Source organism: Achromobacter sp. CF-sbj1-Ac2-l (genome assembly GCF_052698165.1).
Genome location: NZ_CP199855.1, coordinates 5,608,747 through 5,630,843, shown reverse-complemented (window position 1 = coordinate 5,630,843; position 22,097 = coordinate 5,608,747). Strand labels below are relative to the sequence as shown.

Annotated in this window: 21 protein-coding genes; 6 read left to right on the top strand and 15 right to left on the bottom strand. The window is 64.8% G+C overall.

Translation table 11 applies throughout. The features are described 5' to 3' along the window. Window positions 1-38: 38 nt before the first annotated feature. From ACUDCK_RS25790 to ACUDCK_RS25725, 14 genes are all read right to left on the bottom strand, one after another. A complete protein-coding gene (locus tag ACUDCK_RS25790) occupies window positions 39-1,445 on the bottom strand; it encodes an integrating conjugative element protein (RefSeq protein WP_128701159.1) in 1,407 nt (468 codons plus the stop codon). Window positions 1,446-1,455: 10 nt separating this feature from the next. After that, window positions 1,456-2,400, bottom strand: a complete 945-nt coding sequence (locus tag ACUDCK_RS25785) for a TIGR03756 family integrating conjugative element protein (RefSeq protein WP_128701158.1) — start codon at window positions 2,398-2,400, stop codon at window positions 1,456-1,458. Beyond that, complete coding sequence (locus tag ACUDCK_RS25780) at window positions 2,397-2,834, bottom strand: TIGR03757 family integrating conjugative element protein (protein ID WP_128701157.1); 438 nt, start codon at window positions 2,832-2,834, stop codon at window positions 2,397-2,399. The genes ACUDCK_RS25785 and ACUDCK_RS25780 overlap by 4 nt, the downstream gene beginning before the upstream one ends. 167 nt (window positions 2,835-3,001) lie before the next feature. Next, window positions 3,002-3,496: a RadC family protein gene (gene radC / locus ACUDCK_RS25775; RefSeq protein ID WP_033986616.1), complete on the bottom strand. Its 495-nt coding sequence runs from the start codon at window positions 3,494-3,496 to the stop codon at window positions 3,002-3,004. 195 nt (window positions 3,497-3,691) lie between these two features. Beyond that, on the bottom strand, window positions 3,692-4,435 hold the full coding sequence (locus ACUDCK_RS25770) for a DsbA family protein (RefSeq protein ID WP_128701156.1): 744 nt from the start codon (window positions 4,433-4,435) through the stop codon (window positions 3,692-3,694). Window positions 4,436-4,448: 13 nt separating this feature from the next. Then, window positions 4,449-7,337 carry a conjugative transfer ATPase gene (locus tag ACUDCK_RS25765; protein ID WP_128701155.1) on the bottom strand — a complete coding sequence of 963 codons (2,889 nt, stop codon included), beginning with the start codon at window positions 7,335-7,337 and terminating at the stop codon, window positions 4,449-4,451. After that, window positions 7,337-7,771 (bottom strand): TIGR03751 family conjugal transfer lipoprotein, encoded by a 435-nt coding sequence (locus ACUDCK_RS25760; protein ID WP_033986610.1) that lies wholly within the window; start codon window positions 7,769-7,771, stop codon window positions 7,337-7,339. Before ACUDCK_RS25760 ends, ACUDCK_RS25765 begins: the two co-directional genes overlap by 1 nt. Then, window positions 7,752-9,182 (bottom strand): TIGR03752 family integrating conjugative element protein, encoded by a 1,431-nt coding sequence (locus tag ACUDCK_RS25755; protein ID WP_033986608.1) that lies wholly within the window; start codon window positions 9,180-9,182, stop codon window positions 7,752-7,754. The genes ACUDCK_RS25760 and ACUDCK_RS25755 overlap by 20 nt, the downstream gene beginning before the upstream one ends. Further along, window positions 9,172-10,086, bottom strand: a complete 915-nt coding sequence (locus tag ACUDCK_RS25750) for a TIGR03749 family integrating conjugative element protein (protein WP_033986607.1) — start codon at window positions 10,084-10,086, stop codon at window positions 9,172-9,174. The genes ACUDCK_RS25755 and ACUDCK_RS25750 overlap by 11 nt, the downstream gene beginning before the upstream one ends. Continuing rightward, complete coding sequence (locus ACUDCK_RS25745; protein ID WP_033986604.1) at window positions 10,083-10,775, bottom strand: PFL_4703 family integrating conjugative element protein; 693 nt, start codon at window positions 10,773-10,775, stop codon at window positions 10,083-10,085. Before ACUDCK_RS25745 ends, ACUDCK_RS25750 begins: the two co-directional genes overlap by 4 nt. After that, on the bottom strand, window positions 10,772-11,182 hold the full coding sequence (locus ACUDCK_RS25740) for a TIGR03750 family conjugal transfer protein (protein WP_128701154.1): 411 nt from the start codon (window positions 11,180-11,182) through the stop codon (window positions 10,772-10,774). Before ACUDCK_RS25740 ends, ACUDCK_RS25745 begins: the two co-directional genes overlap by 4 nt. Window positions 11,183-11,194: 12 nt before the next feature. After that, window positions 11,195-11,563 carry a TIGR03745 family integrating conjugative element membrane protein gene (locus ACUDCK_RS25735; RefSeq protein ID WP_033986600.1) on the bottom strand — a complete coding sequence of 123 codons (369 nt, stop codon included), beginning with the start codon at window positions 11,561-11,563 and terminating at the stop codon, window positions 11,195-11,197. A 22-nt stretch (window positions 11,564-11,585) separates the two neighbouring features. Further along, a complete protein-coding gene (locus tag ACUDCK_RS25730) occupies window positions 11,586-11,825 on the bottom strand; it encodes a TIGR03758 family integrating conjugative element protein (protein ID WP_033986599.1) in 240 nt (79 codons plus the stop codon). Next, window positions 11,822-12,187 (bottom strand): integrative conjugative element protein, RAQPRD family, encoded by a 366-nt coding sequence (locus tag ACUDCK_RS25725; RefSeq protein WP_033986597.1) that lies wholly within the window; start codon window positions 12,185-12,187, stop codon window positions 11,822-11,824. Before ACUDCK_RS25725 ends, ACUDCK_RS25730 begins: the two co-directional genes overlap by 4 nt. Window positions 12,188-12,267: 80 nt before the next feature. On the opposite strand from ACUDCK_RS25725, the gene ACUDCK_RS25720 reads away from it, so the two are divergent. Both ACUDCK_RS25720 and ACUDCK_RS25715 read left to right on the top strand, forming a co-directional pair. Next, on the top strand, window positions 12,268-12,612 hold the full coding sequence (locus ACUDCK_RS25720) for a helix-turn-helix domain-containing protein (protein WP_445659272.1): 345 nt from the start codon (window positions 12,268-12,270) through the stop codon (window positions 12,610-12,612). 61 nt (window positions 12,613-12,673) lie between these two features. After that, window positions 12,674-14,293 (top strand): DNA cytosine methyltransferase, encoded by a 1,620-nt coding sequence (locus tag ACUDCK_RS25715; protein ID WP_033986594.1) that lies wholly within the window; start codon window positions 12,674-12,676, stop codon window positions 14,291-14,293. Here ACUDCK_RS25715 and ACUDCK_RS25710 read toward each other — a convergent pair. Beyond that, window positions 14,290-14,748, bottom strand: a complete 459-nt coding sequence (locus tag ACUDCK_RS25710) for a very short patch repair endonuclease (RefSeq protein WP_009397211.1) — start codon at window positions 14,746-14,748, stop codon at window positions 14,290-14,292. The two genes, ACUDCK_RS25715 and ACUDCK_RS25710, sit on opposite strands and share 4 nt — an antisense overlap. Window positions 14,749-14,883: 135 nt before the next feature. Here ACUDCK_RS25710 and ACUDCK_RS25705 point away from each other — a divergent pair, with 135 nt between their 5' ends. Genes ACUDCK_RS25705 through ACUDCK_RS25690 form a run of 4 tightly spaced genes read left to right on the top strand, consistent with a single transcriptional unit; the run spans window position 14,884 to window position 22,049 of the window. Continuing rightward, a complete protein-coding gene (locus ACUDCK_RS25705; protein WP_029133609.1) occupies window positions 14,884-16,362 on the top strand; it encodes an ATP-binding protein in 1,479 nt (492 codons plus the stop codon). Then, window positions 16,359-19,019: a Z1 domain-containing protein gene (locus ACUDCK_RS25700; RefSeq protein WP_033986592.1), complete on the top strand. Its 2,661-nt coding sequence runs from the start codon at window positions 16,359-16,361 to the stop codon at window positions 19,017-19,019. Before ACUDCK_RS25705 ends, ACUDCK_RS25700 begins: the two co-directional genes overlap by 4 nt. Beyond that, window positions 19,012-19,977 (top strand): PD-(D/E)XK motif protein, encoded by a 966-nt coding sequence (locus ACUDCK_RS25695; RefSeq protein ID WP_033986590.1) that lies wholly within the window; start codon window positions 19,012-19,014, stop codon window positions 19,975-19,977. The genes ACUDCK_RS25700 and ACUDCK_RS25695 overlap by 8 nt, the downstream gene beginning before the upstream one ends. Further along, on the top strand, window positions 19,977-22,049 hold the full coding sequence (locus ACUDCK_RS25690; RefSeq protein WP_128701153.1) for an AIPR family protein: 2,073 nt from the start codon (window positions 19,977-19,979) through the stop codon (window positions 22,047-22,049). The genes ACUDCK_RS25695 and ACUDCK_RS25690 overlap by 1 nt, the downstream gene beginning before the upstream one ends. Window positions 22,050-22,097: the final 48 nt, after the last annotated feature.

Here is a 22,097-nt window from a genome sequence, read left to right as displayed (position 1 = left end):
GAGGTTCGCGCGCCCTTCGGGCGGCCGTGCGGGCGCGCTCATGGCGTACCGCTCCGCGGCTTCTGGACTTCCCGCAGACGGTCGCGCGTGGTGTCGCCCTCGAAGACGCCGCGCGAACCGGCAGCGCGGGTGCTGTGGCGCTGGATGATCGCCATCGCCGAGTTGCCGGCCAGCGTGCGCCGCAGCTCCAGTTCAGTCTTGAGGTTGTTGATCTCCTGCTCCAGTGCGCTGTTCTCCTGGTCGACCGCCTGCACGGCCAGCTCGTTGGCGGCGACGTTCGGCTCCTTCTTGCCGGTCAGCAACGTGCGTTGCAGCAGCAGGGCCTTCTCCAGCACGCTGGACAGCGCAGCCTCAGACGCGAGGCGCCGGCCCAGCACGTCCTGATCGGGCTCGTCGCGCAGCGCCTCGATCACGCCGCGCGTGATCGGCAGCGAGTTGCTGCCCGCCGCGTCGAGGTTGGCGGCCGTCGTGGGCCGGGCGCCCGTCACCAACTCGTGCAGCGCCTGCAGCTTGGTCTCGTACTCCTCCTGGATCAGCGGCGTGAGGCCGACACCCGGCATGGTCTGGGTCTTGGTGCAGCTCTCGCAGGTGCGCTGCTCGCGCTCGCCCAGCACGCGGGTCGCCCACGCGGCCGCGGCCTGCGGCGACGACCAGGTCTGGCAGGTCAGGCGGTTGCCGCAGGCACTGCTCGGGATCGACGAGGTATCGGTGACGCTGCGGCCGTTGAGCAGGTTGTAGCCTGCCTGCGTCACGTCGCTGACCACCTTGATCGAGCTTTGGCCGTTGCCGCCGGCATTGCTGCCGCCAACCCAGGGCACGCCGTTGTTGCCCCGGTTGGACTCGGCCTGCTCGATGGCCGACACCGCATCGGTGCTGCTGACCGCATCGCGCAGCGCCATGCCTTCGGCGAGCTGATCCCAGCCCGCCTGGCCGCCGGCCATGTCCGCCATGCGGTTGGCGATGGCGCGGCACGTCATCTTCGAGCGGTCGAAGTCCAGGCGCGCCTGCAGGATGCCGTTGGTGAGTAGGTTGTACAGGCCCGGATCGGCGCGCTGGATGATGAGAGCCGGGAGTGACGCCACCGCAGCGGTAGCGTTCTGGATCACGTTCGACATGATCGTCTGGAAGCCGTTGGTGATGCCGTTCAACTGGTTCTGCAGCGTGGTAGTGATACTCATGTCGCCGCAGATCAGGTTGCTGTTCCAGCCGATCCCCACGCCGATGCTCTGCATGTTGCCGGCACCACCCATCGACACGGCCCGGCCGCCGCCGATGCTGTAGAGCACGTCGTCGCCGATCACGCTGCCGCTGACGTTCACGCCATTGGGATCAATGCGGGTCTGCGCCCAGGCGACGCCGACGACCAGCGTGATGGCCGCCACGAGCAGCGCGGCCCGCAGGTGCGACCCCGCGCGACGCAGGAAGTCAGGGAGGGAGGCGTTCATCGTGGGTTCCTCACATGAAATCGACGCTGCCGAGGAAGACCTGGCCACGGCGCCGGCAGCAGGAGTACGGCCGCCACAAGGCCCAGGCGTAGTCGCCCTGCTGGGCCTGCACGCGGGTGCGGCTGTGCGGGAAGACCACGCAACTGTTCGAGAGCGTGGGCGTCAGCTCCTGCCACTTGCCCGTCGAGGCGTCGGTCTCCATCAACGCGCCGGCCGGCCAGTACCCGTCGCGGGCGTTGGCCAGCAGGGGCTGGTACACGTGGATCTGGCCGCGGCGCGTCACGATGTCGCCCGCGCGCTGCGCGACCACGGCGCCGCTCTTGTGGTCGTCGGTCTGGTGCAGGAAGCCACCGCGGGGATACACGTTGCCCCAGAGGTTCAGGCCGGTGCGCGTACCGATTTCGCGCCGGCCGGGGATGAGCGCTTCGGGGTAGAACGCTTCCGGGATGTTGTAGCGCCAGGCCAGCGTGTCGAGCGTGCTCAGCAGATACGGCATGAAGGCCGTGCCCGCGCCTTCGCAGGTGTAGCCGGAGGCGCTGGCGAACTGGCTGAACACCATCCCGGCCGGATGGCCGATGACATCGGCGTTCTTAAACTTGGCGAGGTTGTTCTCGTTGTCGTGATTGGTCGTGCCGTCACCGCCAGCCTTGGCGCTCGGGTTGGGCATGCTCATCGCCCTGACTTCCAGCCACGGGTTCTCGCCGGTGTTCGAGTAGCTCGACACCACCGCATCGGGGACGTAGTGGCGCACCTTGACGGAGGTGCGAACCGAGCAGCCGAAGGGCGTGCAGTACAGCCAGTAGCAGATTCCGACCACGCGGTATTCGAGGCAGTCGGGGGACAGCGCCAACGAGACGATGGTGGCGGTGTCCAGGGCGAACGTCGACGTGGCCGCGCTCAGCAGCAGCGAGGCGGCGGTGGCGCGCAGGCGCCGGCGTGCCAGCAGGAGGCTCATGGCTGCGCGCTCCGGTAGGCGTTGATGCGCGCGACGGCGCGGGGCACGTCGGGCTCGCCGTAGACCACGTAGCGTCGATCGACCACCACGGCGGGAATCTTGGCGATGCCCAGTCCCCAGGCATCCGCGACACCTTGGTAGGCGTGGCCGATGCGGCGTTGAAGGGCCTCGCCACCGTCCTGCAACCGCTGCCGCACCAGGGCTGCAGCCTGTTGCGGGTCGGTCGGCAGGTGCGCGGCGAGTTCGACCTCGATGCGCGTGGCCTGGTCCAGCTCGATGACCCGCACGCCGGCCGGAGCCTGCACCGGATGACGGCTGTCGGTGACGACGAGCACGTCGGCTGCTGCCGCGATGGGACCGAGCAGCGCGGCGCAGAGTCCAGCGGCCAGGGGGCGCCGCGAGGCGGCAGGAAGGTTGAGGGAATGAGCCGGCATGTCGCGCCTCCGCGGAGTCGATGCAGACTCGTAGTCGAGCGCAACGCAGATCAGGGAACGACAAAGAAACCGAAACCGGTCAGTCCCGATTTTCTGCGCACCGGCGAAAGGAAACGGGAGCCGAGGGCTCCCGTGGTGATGAAATGAATGCGCGTGGGGTGGTGCTGCTACAGCAAGCCGGCTTCGGCGAACGAGTACGGGCTGCCCTTGCCGACGATGAAGTGGTCCAGCACCCGGACATCGACGGTGGCCAGGGCGCTCTTCAGCCGCTCGGTGATCGCACGATCAGCGGCCGATGGCTCGGTGGTCCCCGAGGGGTGCTGATGCGCCAGGATCAGCGCCGAGGCGTTGAGCGCCAGCGCACGCTGGACCACCACCCTCGGATACACCGAAGTCTGGTCGACCGTGCCCTTGAACAGCGGCTCAAAGGCGAGCACCTGGTGCTGGTTGTCGAGAAACACGACGGCGAAGATTTCGTTCGGCTCCGCAACCAGTTTCAGGCGCAGGTAGTCGCGCACGGCGGCGGGACTGCCCAGCGCTGGACCGGCCTTGAACACACGGTTCTCCAGCAGGGTGATGGCCTGCCGGATGATCCAGTCTTCGTGCTGGGCGGCGATCAGGGTGAGCGACTCCGGGCGGGAGTCGGCGATGACGAGAGACATGGCGAACCTCCAATGGATGAGATCGGAGGGCGCCTGCCCCTGGAGGGCAAACCCTCCTGGGGACGATGGGGATGGAACGGGTGACGAGCGGGCATCCACCGCCGCGGATGCGGTGGCTGTTCGCGTCAATGGATGCGATGCGAACGGGTTTCGATCAACGCGGACAAGCCGCGCCGCAGCCTTGAAGATCGATGGCTACCTGGGCATGTCACCGGCAACGCCGGCGGGCATGTCTGGGGAATCGGCGGGTTCGGCTGCGGTCGTGCTGCCGGCAGCGAGCAGGTCGATGGCCGACAGCAAAGCATCGCCTTCGACGGAGCCGTGCAGCAGGAGGGTCTTGCCGGACTCCCGGTCGCGCAGTTGCAGGGCCGGCGTGGCCGCGATGCCCTGCTGTGCTGCTTCCGCCGCCTGGGCACGGATGACGGCATCGGGGCGATCGCTGTCGAGACAACTCTGCATGGTTGGCGTGACGTCGGGATAGCGCAGGCCCTCCGGCAGGCCCTGGCCGTCGCCACGGGTGTGCGCGTAGAGCCACGCCACGGCTTGCCAGAACGTGGCATGTCCGCCGGTCTCGCCCGCGCACTCGGCCAGGCGTGCCCCGGCGGTCGCGGCCGGCTCGTGCATGGACAGCGGCAGGTGGTGCCACTGCCACTTCACCTCGGGATGGGCGTCGATCCAGCGCTTGAGCGCGGGGAAGTAGGCCCGGCAGTACGGACACTCCAGGTCGGCGTACCCGACCACCGTGAAGCGCGCATCGGCACGGCCATACAGCCAGGGCGGGCCGGCCGGTTTCGATGCTTCGGACCCGGCGGCGGCCAGGGACACGGGCTCGGTCGCCGGATGCGGCGCGCGCAGCAGCATCCACGAGGCAACCCCAATCGTCACCACGATCAGCAGGCCGACCCAGGGATGACGGCGGGCGAATGAAGGCATGCGCATCGTGTTGCTCCCGTCAGGCCAACGCGTCCAGCGCCAGAGGTTCGATGCCCCGCGCACGGTCGATCTTCTCGGCCACGCGGAAGGCGGCATCCAGTTCGCTGATGCCGTGCTGCTGCATCAACTGGAAGCGTTCGGCCTTCTCCTCGGGCTCGGTCATCGCCATCGCCAGGTAGAGGCTGGGCGGCACGGCGCGGAACAGCACCTCCATCGACTTGGACAGGATGACGCCCTCGCTGAACTTGCCGGCTTCCTTGCGTGCCGAGAGCATCAGCGCCTTCTGCGAAGCGTTGAGTTCGCGGAAGCGCGCGATCTTCTCGACTTCATCGGGTGGCATCGACAGGCAGATCCACCACTCGATCATGTTGAGCATGGGCTCGGCCGCTTTCGGCAGGTCGTCCAGGTTCTGCGTGGCGAGCCAGAACCAGGCGCCGAGCTTGCGCCACATCTTGGTGATCTTGACCACGTAGGGCGCGAGCAGAGGGTTCTTGGTGATGATGTGGCCTTCGTCCGTCACGTTGATGATCGGGCGGCCCAGGAACTGGTCGCGCTCGGCGATGTTGTTGACGGTGTTGATGAGCGAGATGTAGGCAATCGAGAGTTGGGCGTTGTAGCCCTCGCGCGCGAAGGTGGCCAGGTCCACGATGGTGATGTCCGCCTCGGGCCACGGCGTGCCGGACCGGTCGAACATCTCGCCGTCCACGCCCTGGCAGAACATATCCATGGCGTCGGCCATCTCCAGCAGCCGTGCGCGCCGCATCTCCGGCAGCGTGGCGTCGCGGGCGCGCTCGCGCAGCGCGTCGCGCACGTCGCGCGTGAGCACCGTGCGCTTGTCCGCCACGCAATGCTGGGCCGCATCGAGAATGCACTGGCGGATCAGGCTGCGGTCGGCGCGCGTCATGCGCGCTTCTTCCTTGTCCTCGCCGCCGGTGATCATCAGTCGTGCAGTGATCTCCAGCTCGCCGAGCACGTCACGCTGCTCATCGCCTTCCACGGCCATGCCGGCATCGGTCTGATCCTCGTCGAGCGCATCGGCGTCCAGCGTCTGTACCTGGCTCGGCGTATCGACCAGGCGCCGGGCGTCGGCGAACGGAGCCAGACTGACGCCCGCGCCCGGCGCGAGCTTCACCCGATGCACGGTGAGGCCCAGCCGTGCCGCGAAGTCGCCGAACAGGCCGAAGCTGTTGCCCGCCTCGACGATGAACAGGCGCGGCCGATAGATCGCCGTCACCTGATTCAGGATGTTGTTGAGCGTCGCGCTCTTGCCCGAACCCGTGGGACCGAACAGGAACAGGTGCGCGTTCATCTGCCGGTCGAGGCGGTTCAACGGATCGAAGGTGATCGGACCGCCGCCGCGGTTGAAGAACGTGATGCCAGGATGCCCCGTGCCCTGGCTGCGCCCCCAGACCGGCGCCAGGTTCGCCGCGTGTTGCGCGAACATGAGCTGGGTGTACCACTGGCGCTTGTCGGCCGCCGGGTCGAACACGCACGGCAGCCAACGCAGATAGCTGTTCAGCGGCGCCACCTCGTCCTCTTCGCGAACCGGTTGCAGGCCGGCGTTGAGCATCACGTTGACGAGCTGCAGGCCGCGCGCATCGAGCTGGTCCAGGTCGCGGCCGCGCAGATAGAACGCCAGCGCGCCGCGGTAGAGCTTGTGCGCGCTGCCGATCAGGCTGCGCGCCTGCTGCACGTCCTGGCGGGCCTGCTCCGAGGCCAAGGTCTCGCCGACGGCCTTCCTGGCGAGGTGGTTGAGGTGTGCCTCCAGCACGTCCTGGGGCGTGGCGACCAGCGTCAGACACATCATCGTGTCCTCGGGCATCTGGTCGAACAGCGCGTTCATGGCATCGCCGCCTTTGCGCGTCTCGCCCGTCAGATGGCCCGTCACGGGTGGCGTGCGCAGGCGATCCATCACGATCACCCGATGTGGCATGCCGTCGAAGAACCACAGGCCGTTGGGCACGTCCGAACGTGGCTGGCCGAAGAACAGGCGCTGCGCGAAGTCGGTGCCGCTGGCGAGTTCGATCTCGCCCTCCTCTCGCTCTTCCGGGTAGCGGGTCAGCGCGTAGAAGCGATCCCGATCTTCGGCAGCGGCGCCGAGCAGGGTCGGACTCGGGTTGAACCAGCGCAGCAGCCAGGCGTGGATGTCCGCCGCGCCGAGACGCCGGGCTTTCACGCCGGCATTCGCCAGCCCGCCGGCGAGGCGGTCGCAGATCGTGGTCAGCGCCTGCTCGGGCGACTGGCTGCGCCGCGGGGTTGAGGCCGCGGACGTGCGGCGGTAGACCACCATGCGCACGCGCCGGACCTGGCCGCGCCACGGCAGGCGCGTCACCGTGGTGTCCTCGAACAGGCCACCCGGCTTGGCGATGGCCCGCAGGTGATGGGCGAAGAAGCGCAGGTAGAAGTCGCTGAACGCACTTCCCTGCGCACGCGGCTGCAGATAGTTCGCCAGGGAGCGCAGATAGTTGGCCCAGTCGGCCTCGTCCTGGGCGTAGAGCTGCACCACCCAGGGGTTGTCGTCCAACTCGTCGAAGGAGTCCTGCAGGGCGTTCTCCAGCGCATCGCGCGCCTGCCATAGCCAGGCCATCTCGCGGCCCTCGGTGCCGACCGGCGCCAGCTCGAAGAAGGCCGCCACCGACTGGCCATCTTCCAGCAGCATGCACTTGGTGTCGGGCAGGTACTCGACCCAGGGCAGCAAGTCCGCGAACGACGGCGCGACGCCATAGAGCGCATCGTGATCGGCCTGGGTGGCCGGCCTGCGCCGGCCCCGGCCGAGCGCGCTGCCCGGCTCGGCGACACCCTGTGCCGCCAGGGCCGTTACGTGCCGTGCCCAGCCATCATCGGTCGCATTCTCGGCGTCAACAGGCGATGCGTCGGACTTGCGTGACCAAGGCAGCGACCAGGCCATCAGTAGTCCTCCACGCGCTCGCCCGGCATCGCGTACTGCACGCGCTGGTAGAGCGGGAACACCGTGCTGTAGCCGGGCACCGGCACCGGGTCGGTGCCCGCCAGGTGCGGGAACACGTACATCACCAGGTCGGGGTTCGGCAGGCGGTGGAACTGGCGGTAAATCTCGTTCTGCGCGGTACGGGTGTAGCGCGCCTGAACGCCGGGCGCCGCTTGCACATCGGCCTCGGCCAGCGGCCGGCGCAGGCCTTGGCGCGCATCGAGCAGTTGCCGCGCGGCTTGGCCGCCGCCCGCGCTGCCGCCGGTCTCCTGATGCCAGATGTCGAGCATGGTGCTGTCGCCGTGTGGCAGCAGCTTCTCCTTGCTGGTGGCGCAGCCGCCGAGCAGGGTGACCGCCAGCAGGACGGCGGCTGCGTCAATCCAGATCCGAGGCATGGGCTTCTCCGGTGCGGTGGTGGACCCGACGCCCCTTGGCGTCGTAGTCGATGTCGAGCGGCTGCTCCAGGTGCACGGCCACCTTGGCGCCCGGCTGCACGTAGACCGCCGCGAAGGCCTGGCCGTAGAGCTTGTTGACCCAATCGGCCATGTCGCGCACGCCGCCCGCGAGGATGCGGCCCATCGCTTCGTTGCCGCTGATGCCGACGGTGCCCAGCGAGCCGTTGCTGTTGGCGACCACGGCCACGCTGCCGTTGTCGGACTTGATGAGCGCGGCCGCGCCGGCGCCGGCCGCGGTGATGAGCGCCTGGCTGCCCAGGTACTGCTGGGCGTTGCTGCGCCGCTCGCCGCTGACGCAGGGGATGCCGTAGGGGTCGCTGATCCAGCCCAGGCCGCCTTGGATGCTGGCGCCGTTGTGCCCCGAGTTGCCGCCGCTGCCGCCCTTGCTGCTGTCCTCCGGCACCGTGCGGATGGTGCCGTCCTGGAACACGAACGTGACCGAGCGGATTTGCCCGCGCACGCACGAGAGCGTCCAGTCGCCCGAGGCCGTGCCGCTGACCACGGCGCCGGCCACGTCGGGGATGTCGATGCCGTTGGCCGTGAGGTTGTCCGGGCCGATCAGCACCTTGAACGGGTACGGGTCGTTCACGGTTCCATCGATCGGCACGCGCCCGATCAGCGCCGTCATGGCAATCGACCCCATGAGCGTCGAGTTCGACGGCACGGTGTAGACAGCCTTCGTGGATGCGCCCACCGCGCGGCTGCCGACGTCGGCGACGGATTCCACTGCGGCCGACAGGCTTTTCTGGGCTGGCCCGAAGCTCAGGGGAAAGCTCGGGTCCTTGCTGCCGTTCCTGGCGTCGACCTTGGCATCGTCGGGCTCGACCCACTGCGTGCCACCGACGCCGCGGTTGAAGCGCTGGCCGTCACCCTCTTCCAGCCCCAGCCCGACGGGCAGGTCGGACGAGCCACCCTTACCGGAAAGGCCCTCCAGTTGCCGCTGCAGATCCTGCAGCAGCCCCTGAGTCTGCTGCCTGTCGCTGGCCACCTGGGTGCGCTCCTGCTCCAGGCGGTTGCGTTCGCCTTCCAGCGCGCCCTGGATGCGTTGGTCGATCGCGCTTTCCCGCGCACGCAGGCGCTCGTTCTCGGCCTTGTGCTGCTTGTTGTCGCCGAGCGCGCTCTGCAGCTCGGTGCGCAACTGCTTCACCTGGGCCACCAGCGTGGCGACGGTATCGCGCGGCGTGTCGCCTGCGATGCCCAGGGCTTTCATCTCATCGGGCGTGAGCGTACTGGCCGCGCCCTTGGGGGCGGGCTGGCCGCCGGGGGCGCCGGAGAACAGCTTGATGCCGACGAACACCAGCAGCAGCGCCATCGGGATCAGCAGCCACTTGAGCAGCGGATTACTTTTCATCGCGCGCTCCTCCGGTCGAGCCGGCCGCGGCGGCCGGCGGCAGGTTCACGGTGGCGTCGATCGGGCTCAGCGCCGGCAGCAGCGACTCGGCCAGGCCGTGGCCGCGCGTGACCAGGTAGAGCACCGTGGTGTCGGACGGGGTGCCAGCCGGCCCCAGGTTCGGATGCTGGAAGGTCGCCGCCACGAAGTTCCCCTGCAGGGCGCGCGGGTCGAGGTCGAGCCAGCGCGCCGAGGTATTGGTGAGCCGCACGGCCGTCACCCACTGGTCTTCCAGGCGCCACGCGGCCAGTGCCCGTGCGTGCACCGGCAGCGTCGGCAGCAAGGTGTCCAGCGCGAGGCCGCGGCGCAGGTTTACGCGCCCGATGCCGGCGACCGGCTCGACGGTGCGCAGCGGCGCGTACAGGTTCTGTGCGGCATGGCGCGTCAGCACGACCGGTACCGGCGTTTCGCGCCGGGGAACGGGTTTGTCCGCGGGCGCATCGGCCCGCTCGTCCGCACCGCTTGCTGCACTGCCGCCGTAGCGCTTCGCGGGGGCTTCCGCTTCCACGATGCGCACCGGCTCCAGCGGCGCCTGGCCGTCCTTCGCCGGATCGGCGGCGATGTCGAGCAGGATCAGCGCGCCGGATTCCACGTCCTGCAGTTGCAGCCGCGTGGGCGGAATCGGCTCGCTCGCCCGCAGGTAGATCGCGCCGCCCGCACTCTGCACGCGCAGGTGATCGCCGACGCTGGCCGGCACGCCGACGCGCACATTGCGGTCGATGAAGACCACGCGCTCCTGGCCGACCACCAGCGGCACCGGCAGGGGCAGGCGCTCCCAGCGCAGGATTTCCACGGCCTGGCTGGCCGGTACGAAACCGAGGATCAGCAGGACGCCGGCCAGGGCCGACAAGGCAATGGGCTTCATGGAGAGTCTCCCTGCAGGTGGCCGGAGGCGTTGGCGGGCGCGCCGGCCTGGGGCGGCGTCGGCGGCGGTTCGATGCGCTGGGGTGCGCCGGCGTAGCAGTCCAGCGCCAGGCCGAAGGGGTTGCGCTCGGGGTCGATGTCCAGCCGGACGACCTTGATGGGGTAGCGCACCAGGGCGCGCTTGACCTGCTCGGAGCCGTAGTATTCGTCCGCGCTCACGTCGAGCGTGACGATCCAATCGCGGTCGGAGAGCACCTTGACCCGCGTGGCCGGATCATCGCCGTAGCCGCGGCCGGGAATCTCGTAGATGCCACGCACGCGCTGACGCAGCTCGCCACTGGCGCGCCGGTACTCGTAGTCCTGCTGCAGGAAGGCCCGGCAGCTCGGCGTCAGGTAGGCCGACAGCGCGCGCAGGTTGCGCGGATAGTCTTCTTCGCCGTTCGTGGGCCAGCGCTGCACCTGCTGCCAGATGTAGAACGAGAAGGCATACACGCTCTCGGGTGGCACGTCCCACCACTTGCGCGTGCTGCCCGAGCGCAAGTCCGGCGGCACATGGATGGTGAGACTCTTCGGCGCGCTCCACCAGCCGAAGCCGAGCAGCAGCGCCACCACGAACAACGCGCCGGCCCCCATACGCAGCGTCTTCACGTGCGCCTGCAGGTGCGCAACCTCGTTCTTGAAACGGCTCATGGCGCACCTCGATCGGCGTTGCGCCGGGTCGTCCAGTAGCCCGAGCGGGTGATGAGGCGCTGGCCGCCCAGGAGCGCTGCCAGCGCCGGATGCCGCAGGGACAGCCGCCACTGGAGCTGCCGGTACAGCCAGGTGTCGGGCCGGCCGCGCTTCTGCGCGCGCAGGAAGCCACCGCCGACGAAGACGCCCAACGCGATGCCGGCGACGATCAGCGTGGGCACCATGGCGATGCTGTGCGTGAGCCAGGCCACCGGCAGGCCGAGCGCGAACCCGGCTGCGGCCGACAGGCCGGCGCAGATCCACAACTCGTCGGCGGTCAGCCCGCGCACGACCACGGGCTGGCGGTTCAGCCGGTGCGGCAGGAAGGTCACCAGCGTGTCGCGCGGGATCTCCAAGGGGACGGCCATCGTTTGCCGCCCTCACAGCACGCCGGTGGCCTTGGTGAGCAGCCAGATGCCGACCACCAGCAGGATCGCGCCCACGGCGACCGTCAGGCCGAACTGGCCCCAGGTGGCGCGGCCGGTGTGGATCTCCGAGTAGCGCGTGTAGGCGTGATAGCAGACACCGACGAACATCGAGGCGACCACGAGCAGCGCGATCAGCAGCACGATGTCGTAGCCGTAGTTCTGCAAGGTCTGCAGGATGCCGCTGCCCTGGCCGCGCGAAGGGTCCTCCATGGTCGGCAGGCCTTGCGCGAAGGTCGACAGCGGCAGGCCCGCGAGCGCCAGCGGCAGCAGCGGAGCGGCGATGCGGGACGGAATGCGATGGGATGTCGTTGGAGTGTTCATGGCGTATGGCCCTTCGTGACGGTCAGGAGAGGAGAAAGAAGGTCAGCACCAGATACATCGCCACGAAGCGCACGACGACGGCGAGGAACTGACGCTCGGTGATGCGGTGCTCGGCCCAACCGACGTAGGCGGTGCGCATGGCCCACACGCCCCACAGCAGCAACACGGCGAACACGAAGCCCAGCACCACGGCAGCGACGGCCGAAGGCGCAAAGCCGCCGCTAGCCTGGAAGGCGGCGACCTGATCGGCAGAGGGCGTCATGGCGACGGCTCCTCGTCGTCGGCGCGGTCACGGCGAACGTAATCGCCGGCCAGCGGGACGGGATCGCGCGGCTGGGCGCGCTGGGGCACGAGGTAGTCCTGCAGGCCGGCGCGAACGCGCTTCAGGTCGGCACGCAGTCGGGCGTAGTCGAAGTGGTAGCGGGCGCGTTCCTGCGGAGCGGTACCGGCGGCGTGCTCGGCGAGGCGGTCGAGCAGGTCGAGTTGGCGGGTGAGCGCGGCGAGCTGCTCACGCTCCGAGGCGAGGCTGTCGGCAGCGACGGCAGGCTGTAGTGTCGAGAACGAGACAGCCAACACCACGGCCAGCGAAGGCCATGCGGATGCGCGGCGTTTGGTCTGTCCCATCGTGCCATTCCCCGTTGAAGCGGATGGCCAGATGCTGTGGCGCGCTCTCGCTTTGCGCCGCAGGGAATGGGAACTACGGCATGACCGGATTTCCGGGGCGAGCTGGCGATCAACCGTGCAATGCTCCCGAGATTGCGGAGTTGGCCAGCGCCTACCGCAGCTTGGTAGAATTGGCTAAACTTGGCAATCGTAATCTACGAAAGGCCAGATCGGATGGTTTCCGGATGACTGAAGTCGAGAGCGAGATCCTCACGCTTGAGGAGGTCGCGGCCTACCTCAAAGCCGGGAAACGGACGGTCTATCGCCTTGCCCAGAAAGGCGAGATTCCGGCGTTCAAGCTTGGGGGAACCTGGCGCTTTCGCCGCTCGGAGCTGGATCGGTGGATCGCCGAAAGCATCAGCAAGAAGAAGCCGGAGGCAGAGTGAGCGTGCACCAAATCAGCAACCGAATCACATTCGGGAAAGAACCAAAGGGAGGATTGCTGGCGTGCCAGTTCCCATAATTGATCTTTTTGCTGGCCCAGGAGGGCTCGGGGAAGGATTTGCTTCCCTGCAGGGCCACAAACGGCAGCCATTCTTCGAGATCGCCCTTTCCATTGAAAAGGATGCTGTCGCACATCGCACGCTGACGCTCAGGGCAGTGTTCAGGCGTTTGCGTGGCACCAAGGACGTCAAGCACTACTACAGCTACATACGAGGCGAGATCGATGAGGCCGCTTTCCGCAGGATCCCTGCCGTGGCCAGCGCCTTCGAGCATGCTGCCACCGAGGCGAGGTGCCTGGAGCTTGGCAAGTCAGACGAAGCCAGTATCGACAGGGAAATTCGTGCTGCACTGAAGGGGCAGGAAACCTGGGTGCTGATCGGCGGCCCGCCCTGCCAAGCGTATTCGCTGGCGGGGCGCTCCAGACGCGCCAACGACAAGGACTTTCACAAGGATGAAAAGCACTTCCTCTACAGGGAGTACCTGAGAATCATCCAGGTGCACAAGCCCACCATCTTCGTGATGGAGAATGTCAAGGGTCTGCTTTCCTCAAAGCACTCCGGCGACCCGATGTTCGAGAAGATCATTGCGGATCTTTCGATGCCGACCGAGGGGATCGAATATGAGATCCGATCCTTCACCAAGAAGGGCGACGGCAGTTCGCTGGAACCCACCGACTACCTAATCCATTCTGAGCGCCATGGGATCCCGCAAAGCAGGCATCGCGTGATTCTGCTCGGAGTGAGAAAGGGGCTGGACATGCCTCAACACCAGTTGCTGGCACCAGTAACAAGGCCTGTCACGGTCAAACAGGCCATTGAAGATCTTCCCCGAATCCGCAGCAAGCTGTCGCGTGGCGATTCAGTGGAGGCATGGCGCAAGGCTGTTCAGGCTGCCCCCACTTACGTCAAGGGATGGAGGACAGAAAACGAGTCCGTCATGATCGGGACAATGCGTGCCTTTGCCGCTGCGGCCACCAGCACCACGACCGGTGGCGCCTTCATTTCACGAGGCTACAGAAGGCCGAAGAAGCCAACCGAGCTTCAGCAATGGCTTCACGACCGAAGCCTGGGTGGTGTCTGTCAGCATGAAGCGCGCGCGCACATGGCATCCGATCTTGCTCGCTATCTTTTCTCGGCCAGCTTCGCTCATTTATGGGGATATTGCCCACGGCTGGATGTGTTCCCTCCCAAGCTGCTTCCCGATCACATCAATGTGCATATCGATCGGGAATCCGAAACGATCCCGTTCAAGGATCGGTTCCGCGTGCAGTGCAGGAACGAACCGTCCACCACGGTGGTGGCTCACATTGCCAAGGACGGGCACTACTACATCCACTACGACCCCTCCCAATGCAGAAGTCTCACGGTCAGGGAAGCAGCACGGCTCCAGACGTTTCCCGACAACTACGTCTTCGCGGGCAACCGCACGGAGCAGTACACCCAGGTCGGCAATGCGGTGCCTCCGTTGCTTGCCCACAAACTGGCCAAGATCGTTCGTAGTCTTCTGAACGAGATGAGCAGGAGGAGGCGGAGGCAGGCTGGTGATGCCGTACAGAAGAGGCCGGCGGGAAGAGTGCCGCGAAACCTGCGAGAACAGCTTCCGGTGCTTGCCGAAGCGGGCTAGTCAATGCTCTGACCAATCACCAGGACATCCTCATCGCCATGCAGCCACTCCTCAACCGCTTGCGCAGTCTCCTCGACCGAGTGCTTCAAGGCGCACTCCCAGACAACTGCCACGCGCCAGCCGAGAGCATGGAGCATCTCCGCATGGCGCCTGTCGCGAGCGACATTTCCCTGGAATTTCTGCCGCCAGAAATCTTCATTGGTCCTGGGAGTGGTTGTGTAGCGGCAGCCTTCATGTCGGTGCCAGAAGCAGCCATGGACGAACACCACTGCTCTGCGCTTCGGGAACACAAGGTCGGGGGAGCCGGGCAGCCCCCGCACATGAAGTCGATATCGAAAACCCCTGGCGAAAAGGAGGGAGCGAAGTATCCGTTCCGGCCGGGTGTTCTTTCCGCGAATGCTCGACATCATGCGGCTGCGCTGCGGAGTGGTAGGAACGCGCATGGTCTTGAGCATCTTCCGCCTGAATGTCTGCAGAAATGGCAGCTCCGCGCTTCCGCTTGGCAATGCGAACGGATGAAGACGACACCCGAAGCAGCAATTCGGAGCTTACCATGCACGTGACTCACGAGAAGACGCAAGAGGAAGCCGATGGCTCGTGATCGCAGTCATCCGCCGAGCGCGGCCTGCCTTTCCGAATCGATGCGGGACCTTGGGTACTCGCTCGAAACTGCGATTGCCGATCTGATCGACAACAGCATTTCCGCTGGCGCGGACACCATCGACATCATCTGCGATGTGTCCGGTGAGCATCCTGTGATGGTCATCCTCGACAACGGCAGGGGGATGACGGAAGACGAGCTGCTCGATGCGATGCGTCACGGGACCGGCAACCCCAGGCAGCATCGGTCGCCGAAGGATCTTGGGCGCTTCGGCCTTGGCCTGAAGACAGCCTCGTTTTCCCAATGTCGCTCGCTGACCGTTGTGAGCACACGCGATGGAACTGTCTGCGGAGCCGAATGGAATCTGGATCGCATCGATGCTGCCGACGACTGGATTCTTTCCATCCTGGACGATGCGGACATCCATGGGTTGCCTTATGTCGAACGGCTCGGCGCCCGGGGCACGGCCGTTATCTGGCGAGAGCTCGACCGATTGATGGAGGACGAGGCCGGGGATCGTCGAGACGAGATCGTCAATGAGAAGCTTGAGGCAGTAGGCAGACATCTGTCACTTGTCTTCCACCGGTTTCTCTCGGGTGAGATCAAGGGACATGCCAGGATTTCTCTCACCGTCAATGGTCGTCCGATTACGGCATTCGACCCCTTCTGCAGGAAGAATCCTGCCACCCAGGTGCTTCCGGAGGAGATCGTCCGCATCGGCGAGGCCGAGGTGCGCCTGCAGCCTTACGTGCTTCCACACCACAGTCGTCTGTCCGCGTCCGAGTACGACTACTACCAGGATCGCAGTGACTTCATCTCCAATCAGGGGGGCTACGTCTATCGAAACGGCCGCCTGATGGCCTGGGGCGACTGGTTCAGACTCGTGCCGAAGGGTGAGGCCACCAAGTTGGCGCGGGTACAGATCGACTTTCCCAACAGTCTGGACGAAGCCTGGACCATCGACATCAAGAAATCGCGTGCTCGCCCGCCGCATGGGGTGCGGGAGCGGCTGCGTCAGATCATCAACAGGATCACTGCCCGCAGCGTGACGGTGCATAGGGGGCGTGGGCAGAAGCTCTTTCAGGAGAGCCAAGCCCCGTTCTGGGAGCGCTACGCCGATCACGGCGGCATCCGTTTCGCAATCAACGAGCAGCACCCGCTCATCGCATCCCTGGGCACAAGACTTTCGTCCGAGGATGTGGATCTGCTTCGTGTCCTGCTGGATTCGATTGCCGCCTCCCTGCCGGTGGAGATGATCTATTCGGATTACTCGACCCATCCGCGCGAGATCAACCAGAGGGCGGTGGATGAAAGCCAGACTCTGGAGCGCCTGAAGAGTCTCAGGAAGGTGCTCTACGGCGACGGGCCGGGCGATCCGAATGCCTTTCTCCAGATCGTGCGCTCGACGCACCTTTTCGATGGCCAGATCGAACTGGCCGAAAAATTCATCAGCGAGACCTTTGCATGAGCCTCACAGTCATCACGGAAGAACGAAACATTGCCAACGCGCTCATCTCAGGCCTTGCCAACATGGCCGAGACGCCGACGCGCGAGCAGGTGGAGGAGAAGGCGAGACAGATCGCCGCGATCTTCGGCTATACGGGGGATCTCCGCAATATCGTCACCGAGGCGATGATCTCGGTCGATACGCGCATGGGGGCCGGTGTTTCGCTGGTGGATGTCACTGCGAAGCATGACGATCAGTGGGTCCACAAGCGTGAGGATGTCGCCTGGACGTATGCGGAATCCTATGGAAACTTTCTTCTCAAGGAAAGTTGGCCACCGCAGATGGTCCAGTCTCTGAGCGATGTGACGACCCGCATTCTCGGCCACCTGCAGGATCCGTTAAGCGAGGGCACGACCTGGAACCGTCGCGGCCTTGTCATTGGTCATGTGCAGTCGGGCAAGACGGCCAACTACACCGGCCTGATAGCACGCGCCGCCGACGCCGGCTACAAGTTCATCATCGTTGTCGCCGGCATTCACAACAATCTGCGCAAGCAGACGCAGCAGCGCATCGATGAGGCCTTCATCGGCCGGTCCAGCGATCCCGAGGATCGTCGCAACATCGGTGTCGGCCTCGCGCCGGGCTATCCGCATCCGGCCACCCTCACCAACATCAACGAGGACTTCAACAAGAACACGGCGGAAAAGAGCGGCTGGAAGATCAACGACTTCAGCAAGCCGATCATTCTGGTCATCAAGAAGAACGTCACGACGCTCACGGCTCTTCACAAGTGGCTGAAGGAGCTAAACGCCGAGGGCGATGGCCGGATTTCCGACGTGCCGATGCTGCTGATTGACGACGAGGCCGACAACGCGTCGATCAACACGAACAAGGAGGATCTGGATCCGACCCGAACGAATGCGATGATCCGGCGCATCCTCGGGCTGTTCGCGAAATCGTGCTATGTCGGCTACACGGCGACACCGTTCGCCAACATCTTCATCAACCCCGACGCCTATGGCGATGATGTGCGTGAGGAGTTGTTCCCGCGCGACTTCATCTATTGCCTGGACGCGCCAACGACGTACTTCGGTGCTGAGAAGGTGTTCCTCGACGAGGCGACCAGTCAATCGATCGTGAGGCCGATCGACGATTGCGAGAATCTCATCCCGTACGCCCACAAGCGTGACGATCCTGTCCCCGAGTTGCCCCCCAGCCTCTATCGCGCACTCGACGAATTCATCGTCGCCCGCGCCATCCGGAACCTGCGTGGGCAGACCGGCAAGCATTGCTCAATGATGGTCAATGTATCGCGCTTCGTGCCCGTTCAGAAGGCCGTGCGTGACTTCCTGAGTCTCAGGGAGAAGAAGATCAGGGAAGCGGTTCTCGCCAACTACGCGATGCCGGAAGAGGTTTCCGCAAGAAACGCGTACATGCAGGGCCTGAAGCATGCCTTCGATGCCGAGTATGCCGATGCTGGGTTTACTTGGGCGGAGGTGAAGGCTGCCCTCAGCGGCGTCTTCGAGCACCTCCACCTCTATGTCATCAACAGCAAGAGTGACGAGGTGCTCGACTACGCCCGCTACGCGAAGGAAGGAGTCGGGTTGACCGCGGTCGCAGTCGGTGGTCTGAGCCTCTCCCGAGGCCTGACCATCGAGGGGTTGACCGTCAGCTACATGTACCGCAACACGAAGATGTACGACACCCTCATGCAGATGGGCCGCTGGTTCGGCTACCGGCCGGGCTTCGAGGACCTCTGCCGCGTCCATCTCTCGCGCGATTCGATCAACTGGTACTCCCACATCGCCGATGCCGCCGAAGAGCTTGTACAGCAGGTCAAGCGCATGCGGCGCGATCGCCTTAGCCCGAAGGATTTTGGCCTGTACGTCCGCTCGCATCCGGACAGCCTGCTGATCACGGCGGCGAACAAGATGCGGTCCGGCCAGGAGGTCACGGTCGAGCAGAGTTTCAGTGGGCGATTGCGGGAGAGCTACATTGTCTCCACCGACCCTGACGTGAATGCCAGGAACCTTGTGCTGATCGCCGATCACTGGCGAAGTGGATTCGGCGGGCGACCGGAGGAGTCCACCGAAAAGGGCGTCATCTTCAGGGACGTGCCCGTCGAGGTAATCGACGACTTCCTCACCCGGTTCGAATGCCACTCGACCTTTGCTGGACAGAAGTCGGACGTGGTGAGCTATCTCGAACGGATTGCGACGAAGCGCCCGCTGGCCGATGTTCTGCTGATTTCCCCTTCGGGTGGCTCAGGCGGTGAAAACCCGTTCACCCTGAGGAATCAGGTGCGCGTCGTCGGGAAGGATCAGCCGAACGGCACTTCGTGGCGCCTGAACAAGGACAGGGTTGCCTCGCGTGGCGACGAGAAGCTTGGGCTCAGCGACGCACAACGCAATGAGGCCAGGACGCTGGCTGGCGGCGAAGATGGCTCAGGAGCGGTATCCGACACACATTACCGCATGGTTCGGAACAAGCCGCTCCTCATGATTCACAGCCTGGAGCCCAAGGGCGAGGCCGTGACGGGACCGATCGCCGCCTTCGGCGTCAGTTTTCCCTACGGGGACTATTCGACGACCATCAATGTAGTCGTGAACAAGGTCTGGCTCCAGCAGATGCAGGGTTACGCCGACGATCCTGACGAGGAGGATGACTACGATGCCTGAGTCCTCTCCGTGGGATGACATCGCCGTTCCGGGAGCGGACTTCAATGTCCGCCAGGTTGCGGTGGGAACGGCCGTGCCCTGTTTCTGGGGACGCGATGCCGGTGGCGCCTGCCTGTTCATCGTGGAGCTTCAGGGCGACCACGCAGCCCAGTACCGGAAGAACGCGGTCACGGTGAACGGCATCGATGTCGATCTTCGTGCCGGAGATCAGGGGCAGCAGCACTTGGTCCTCGCCCTTGAAAGGCAGGTCGACCGCGATCTCTTCGAAGGACTGTGCCGCACCCTTGCATCCTCGCTGGAGCACGCCACCGACTCGGCGAGTTCTCTCGCAGTCTCTCTGGCACACATCCGCCGTTGGAAGACCTTCCTGTCAGGCCGGAGTCAGCACCTGTCCATCGAGGAAGTCCGCGGTCTCTTCGCCGAAATCGTCTTCCTGACGGAACTGATCGATCGGCAGATATCGAGCAGTGACGCCGTCGAAGCCTGGCTCGGTCCGGAACGATCACATCAGGATTTCATCTTTGGCAACACAGCCGTCGAGGTCAAATCGCTCTCTGGCGCAGAGCGGAGCAGCGTCCGCATTTCATCGGAAGACCAGCTCGAATCCCTGAACGATGCGCTGTTCCTGCGCGTGTACCGGCTGAGCAGTCTGGCCGACGCGGCAGGAGCTCGATCGCTCAACGAGATCGTCACTGCAGTCCAGGCACGGCTCGGCGAGGCGGACGCCGTCGAGGCCTTTGACCGGAAGCTGGTTGCGCACGGCTATGCGCCGCTCCCTGACTACGATGAGCCTCGCTTTGTCGTCAGCGACGTGCGCAGCTATCGTGTTGGTGACGGATTTCCGCGTCTGATGCGGTCGCAACTGCCGCCAGGGATTGCCAACGTGGCCTACGACATCCGGCTGGAAACGATTGCTCCGTACGAGTGTGACGAAGCAGCCATCTTTGGGGAGGATTGATGGAGCAGACCGGCGAAGAATTCTTCCACGACTTCCGACAGGAACTTTTGGCGGGCGCCGAGGCCAATGGCAGCTTCCAGCTCTCCGAATTCATGGAGGCCATCGCGAACGACCTTGTCGAGACAGGCTTCACGGAAGGGTTCGAACTCTGCCATTTCCGGGCGCAGCGTGGCATGCGCGTGGACGGCTACTGGTTCAATGACGAAGGAGTTCTGGACCTCTTCATCGCGGACTTCGACTCCCGAAACGAGCTGGCATCGCTCACCAGAACGGAAGTGGCCGCGGCATTCAAGCGTGTTGCCAACTTCTTCGAGGCCAGCGCCAACAAGGGCCTGGCCGGCGAACTGGAGGTCACATCGCCGGAGTACGGCCTTGCCAGGCAGATTGCTGATCGCAAGGACGCCATTCGGCAGGTCAACCTGGTTCTCTTCTCCGAGCGCACGCTCAGCGAGAAAATCCAGGCCCTTCCCGATACGGAAGTGGCAGGTGTTCCGGTTGCTCACCACATCTGGGACATCTCACGACTTCATCGTCAGCGAAGCTCCCGCAGCCACAAGGAGCCACTCGACCTCGACTTCGAGCAGATGTTCGGCAAGGGCATCGCCTGCCTTCCCGCACACCTGGGGACCGATGCCTATCAATCCTATCTCATGGTCATGCCTGCCGAGGTGCTGGCGACCCTGTACGAAAGATTCGGAGCACGATTGCTTGAGCAGAACGTCCGTACGTTCCTGCAGGCGCGCGGCAATGTGAACCAGGGAATAAGGGCGACGATCCTGAACGAACCTGGGATGTTCTTTGCCTACAACAACGGGATTACGGCTACTGCACAGAGTGTCGAGACAGGGATGACGGATTCCGGTCTGGCGATCACGAGGGTTGTCGATCTCCAGATCGTCAATGGTGGCCAGACCACGGCATCGCTGTTCCACACACGGAAGCGGGACAAGGCCGATCTATCCCAGATATTCGTCCAGTTGAAGCTGTCCGTCATCGACAGCCTGCAGAGCGAAACGGTCGTTCCAAGGATATCGGAGTATGCGAACACCCAGAATCGGGTGAATGCCGCCGACTTCTTCTCGAACCATCCGTTCCATGTGCGGATGGAAGGGTTTTCCCGACGGATCTGGGCACCCGCGCAGAAGGGCGCCCCGCGCGAGACGAGGTGGTTCTATGAGCGCGCACGCGGCCAGTATGCCGATGCACAGTCGAAGCTCACACCCGCGGAGCAGCGTCGCTTCAAGGCGGAGCATCCCAAGCCACAGATGTTCACGAAGACGGACCTCGCGAAGTTCGAGAATGTCTGGGATGACCACCCCAGGTGGGTGAATCTTGGCTCCCAGAAGAACTTTGCGCGCTACGCCGCCCGAATCGGCAGCGAGTGGGAGAAATCATCCGACGCGTTCAACGAGTTCTATTTCATGAGGGCTGTCGCACGTGGTCTGATCTTCCGCGCCACGGAGCGCATCGTTTCTGCGCAGCCCTGGTACAACGGCGGGTACCGAGCAAACATCGTGGCCTACACGCTGGCGGTACTCGGTGACATCACGAAGCGCAGGAAGGAGAGCATCGACTTTCTGGGCATCTGGAATGCACAGAAGGTCGACCCAGTGCTCGAAAGTGCCATCGCTGTCGTGTCGGGGGTCGTGAACGACGACATCATCAGACCACCGCAAGGCATTTCCAACATTTCCGAGTGGTGCAAGAAGGAGGCGTGCTGGACGAGGATACAGGCTCGTACCGACGCCATTGCCAATCTCCTCCCGCCCGAGTTCTACGATCGACTTGTTCCGCAGGATGATCAGGCAGCGATCGTGAATACTGCGAAGCAGACGCAGAGGATCGACAACGGCATCGAGGCGCAGCGAAAAGTGCTGGCTGTTCCCGCTGCGGAATGGGCTCGCATCCATCAGTCGCTGCTTGAGAAAGATCTGCTCACGCCGAAGGAAGACGGCGTGCTCAGGGTGGCCATGCAGATTCCCTCCAAGCTTCCGACAGAGAAACAGAGCGTGGTGCTGCTGGATATTCTCGACAAGGGGCGGCTGGAAGGCGTGGTTGTGAGTGATCCCTGACCGAAGGATTGAAGAGTCCCTAATCCTGCGTGAAGCGACCCACAGTGA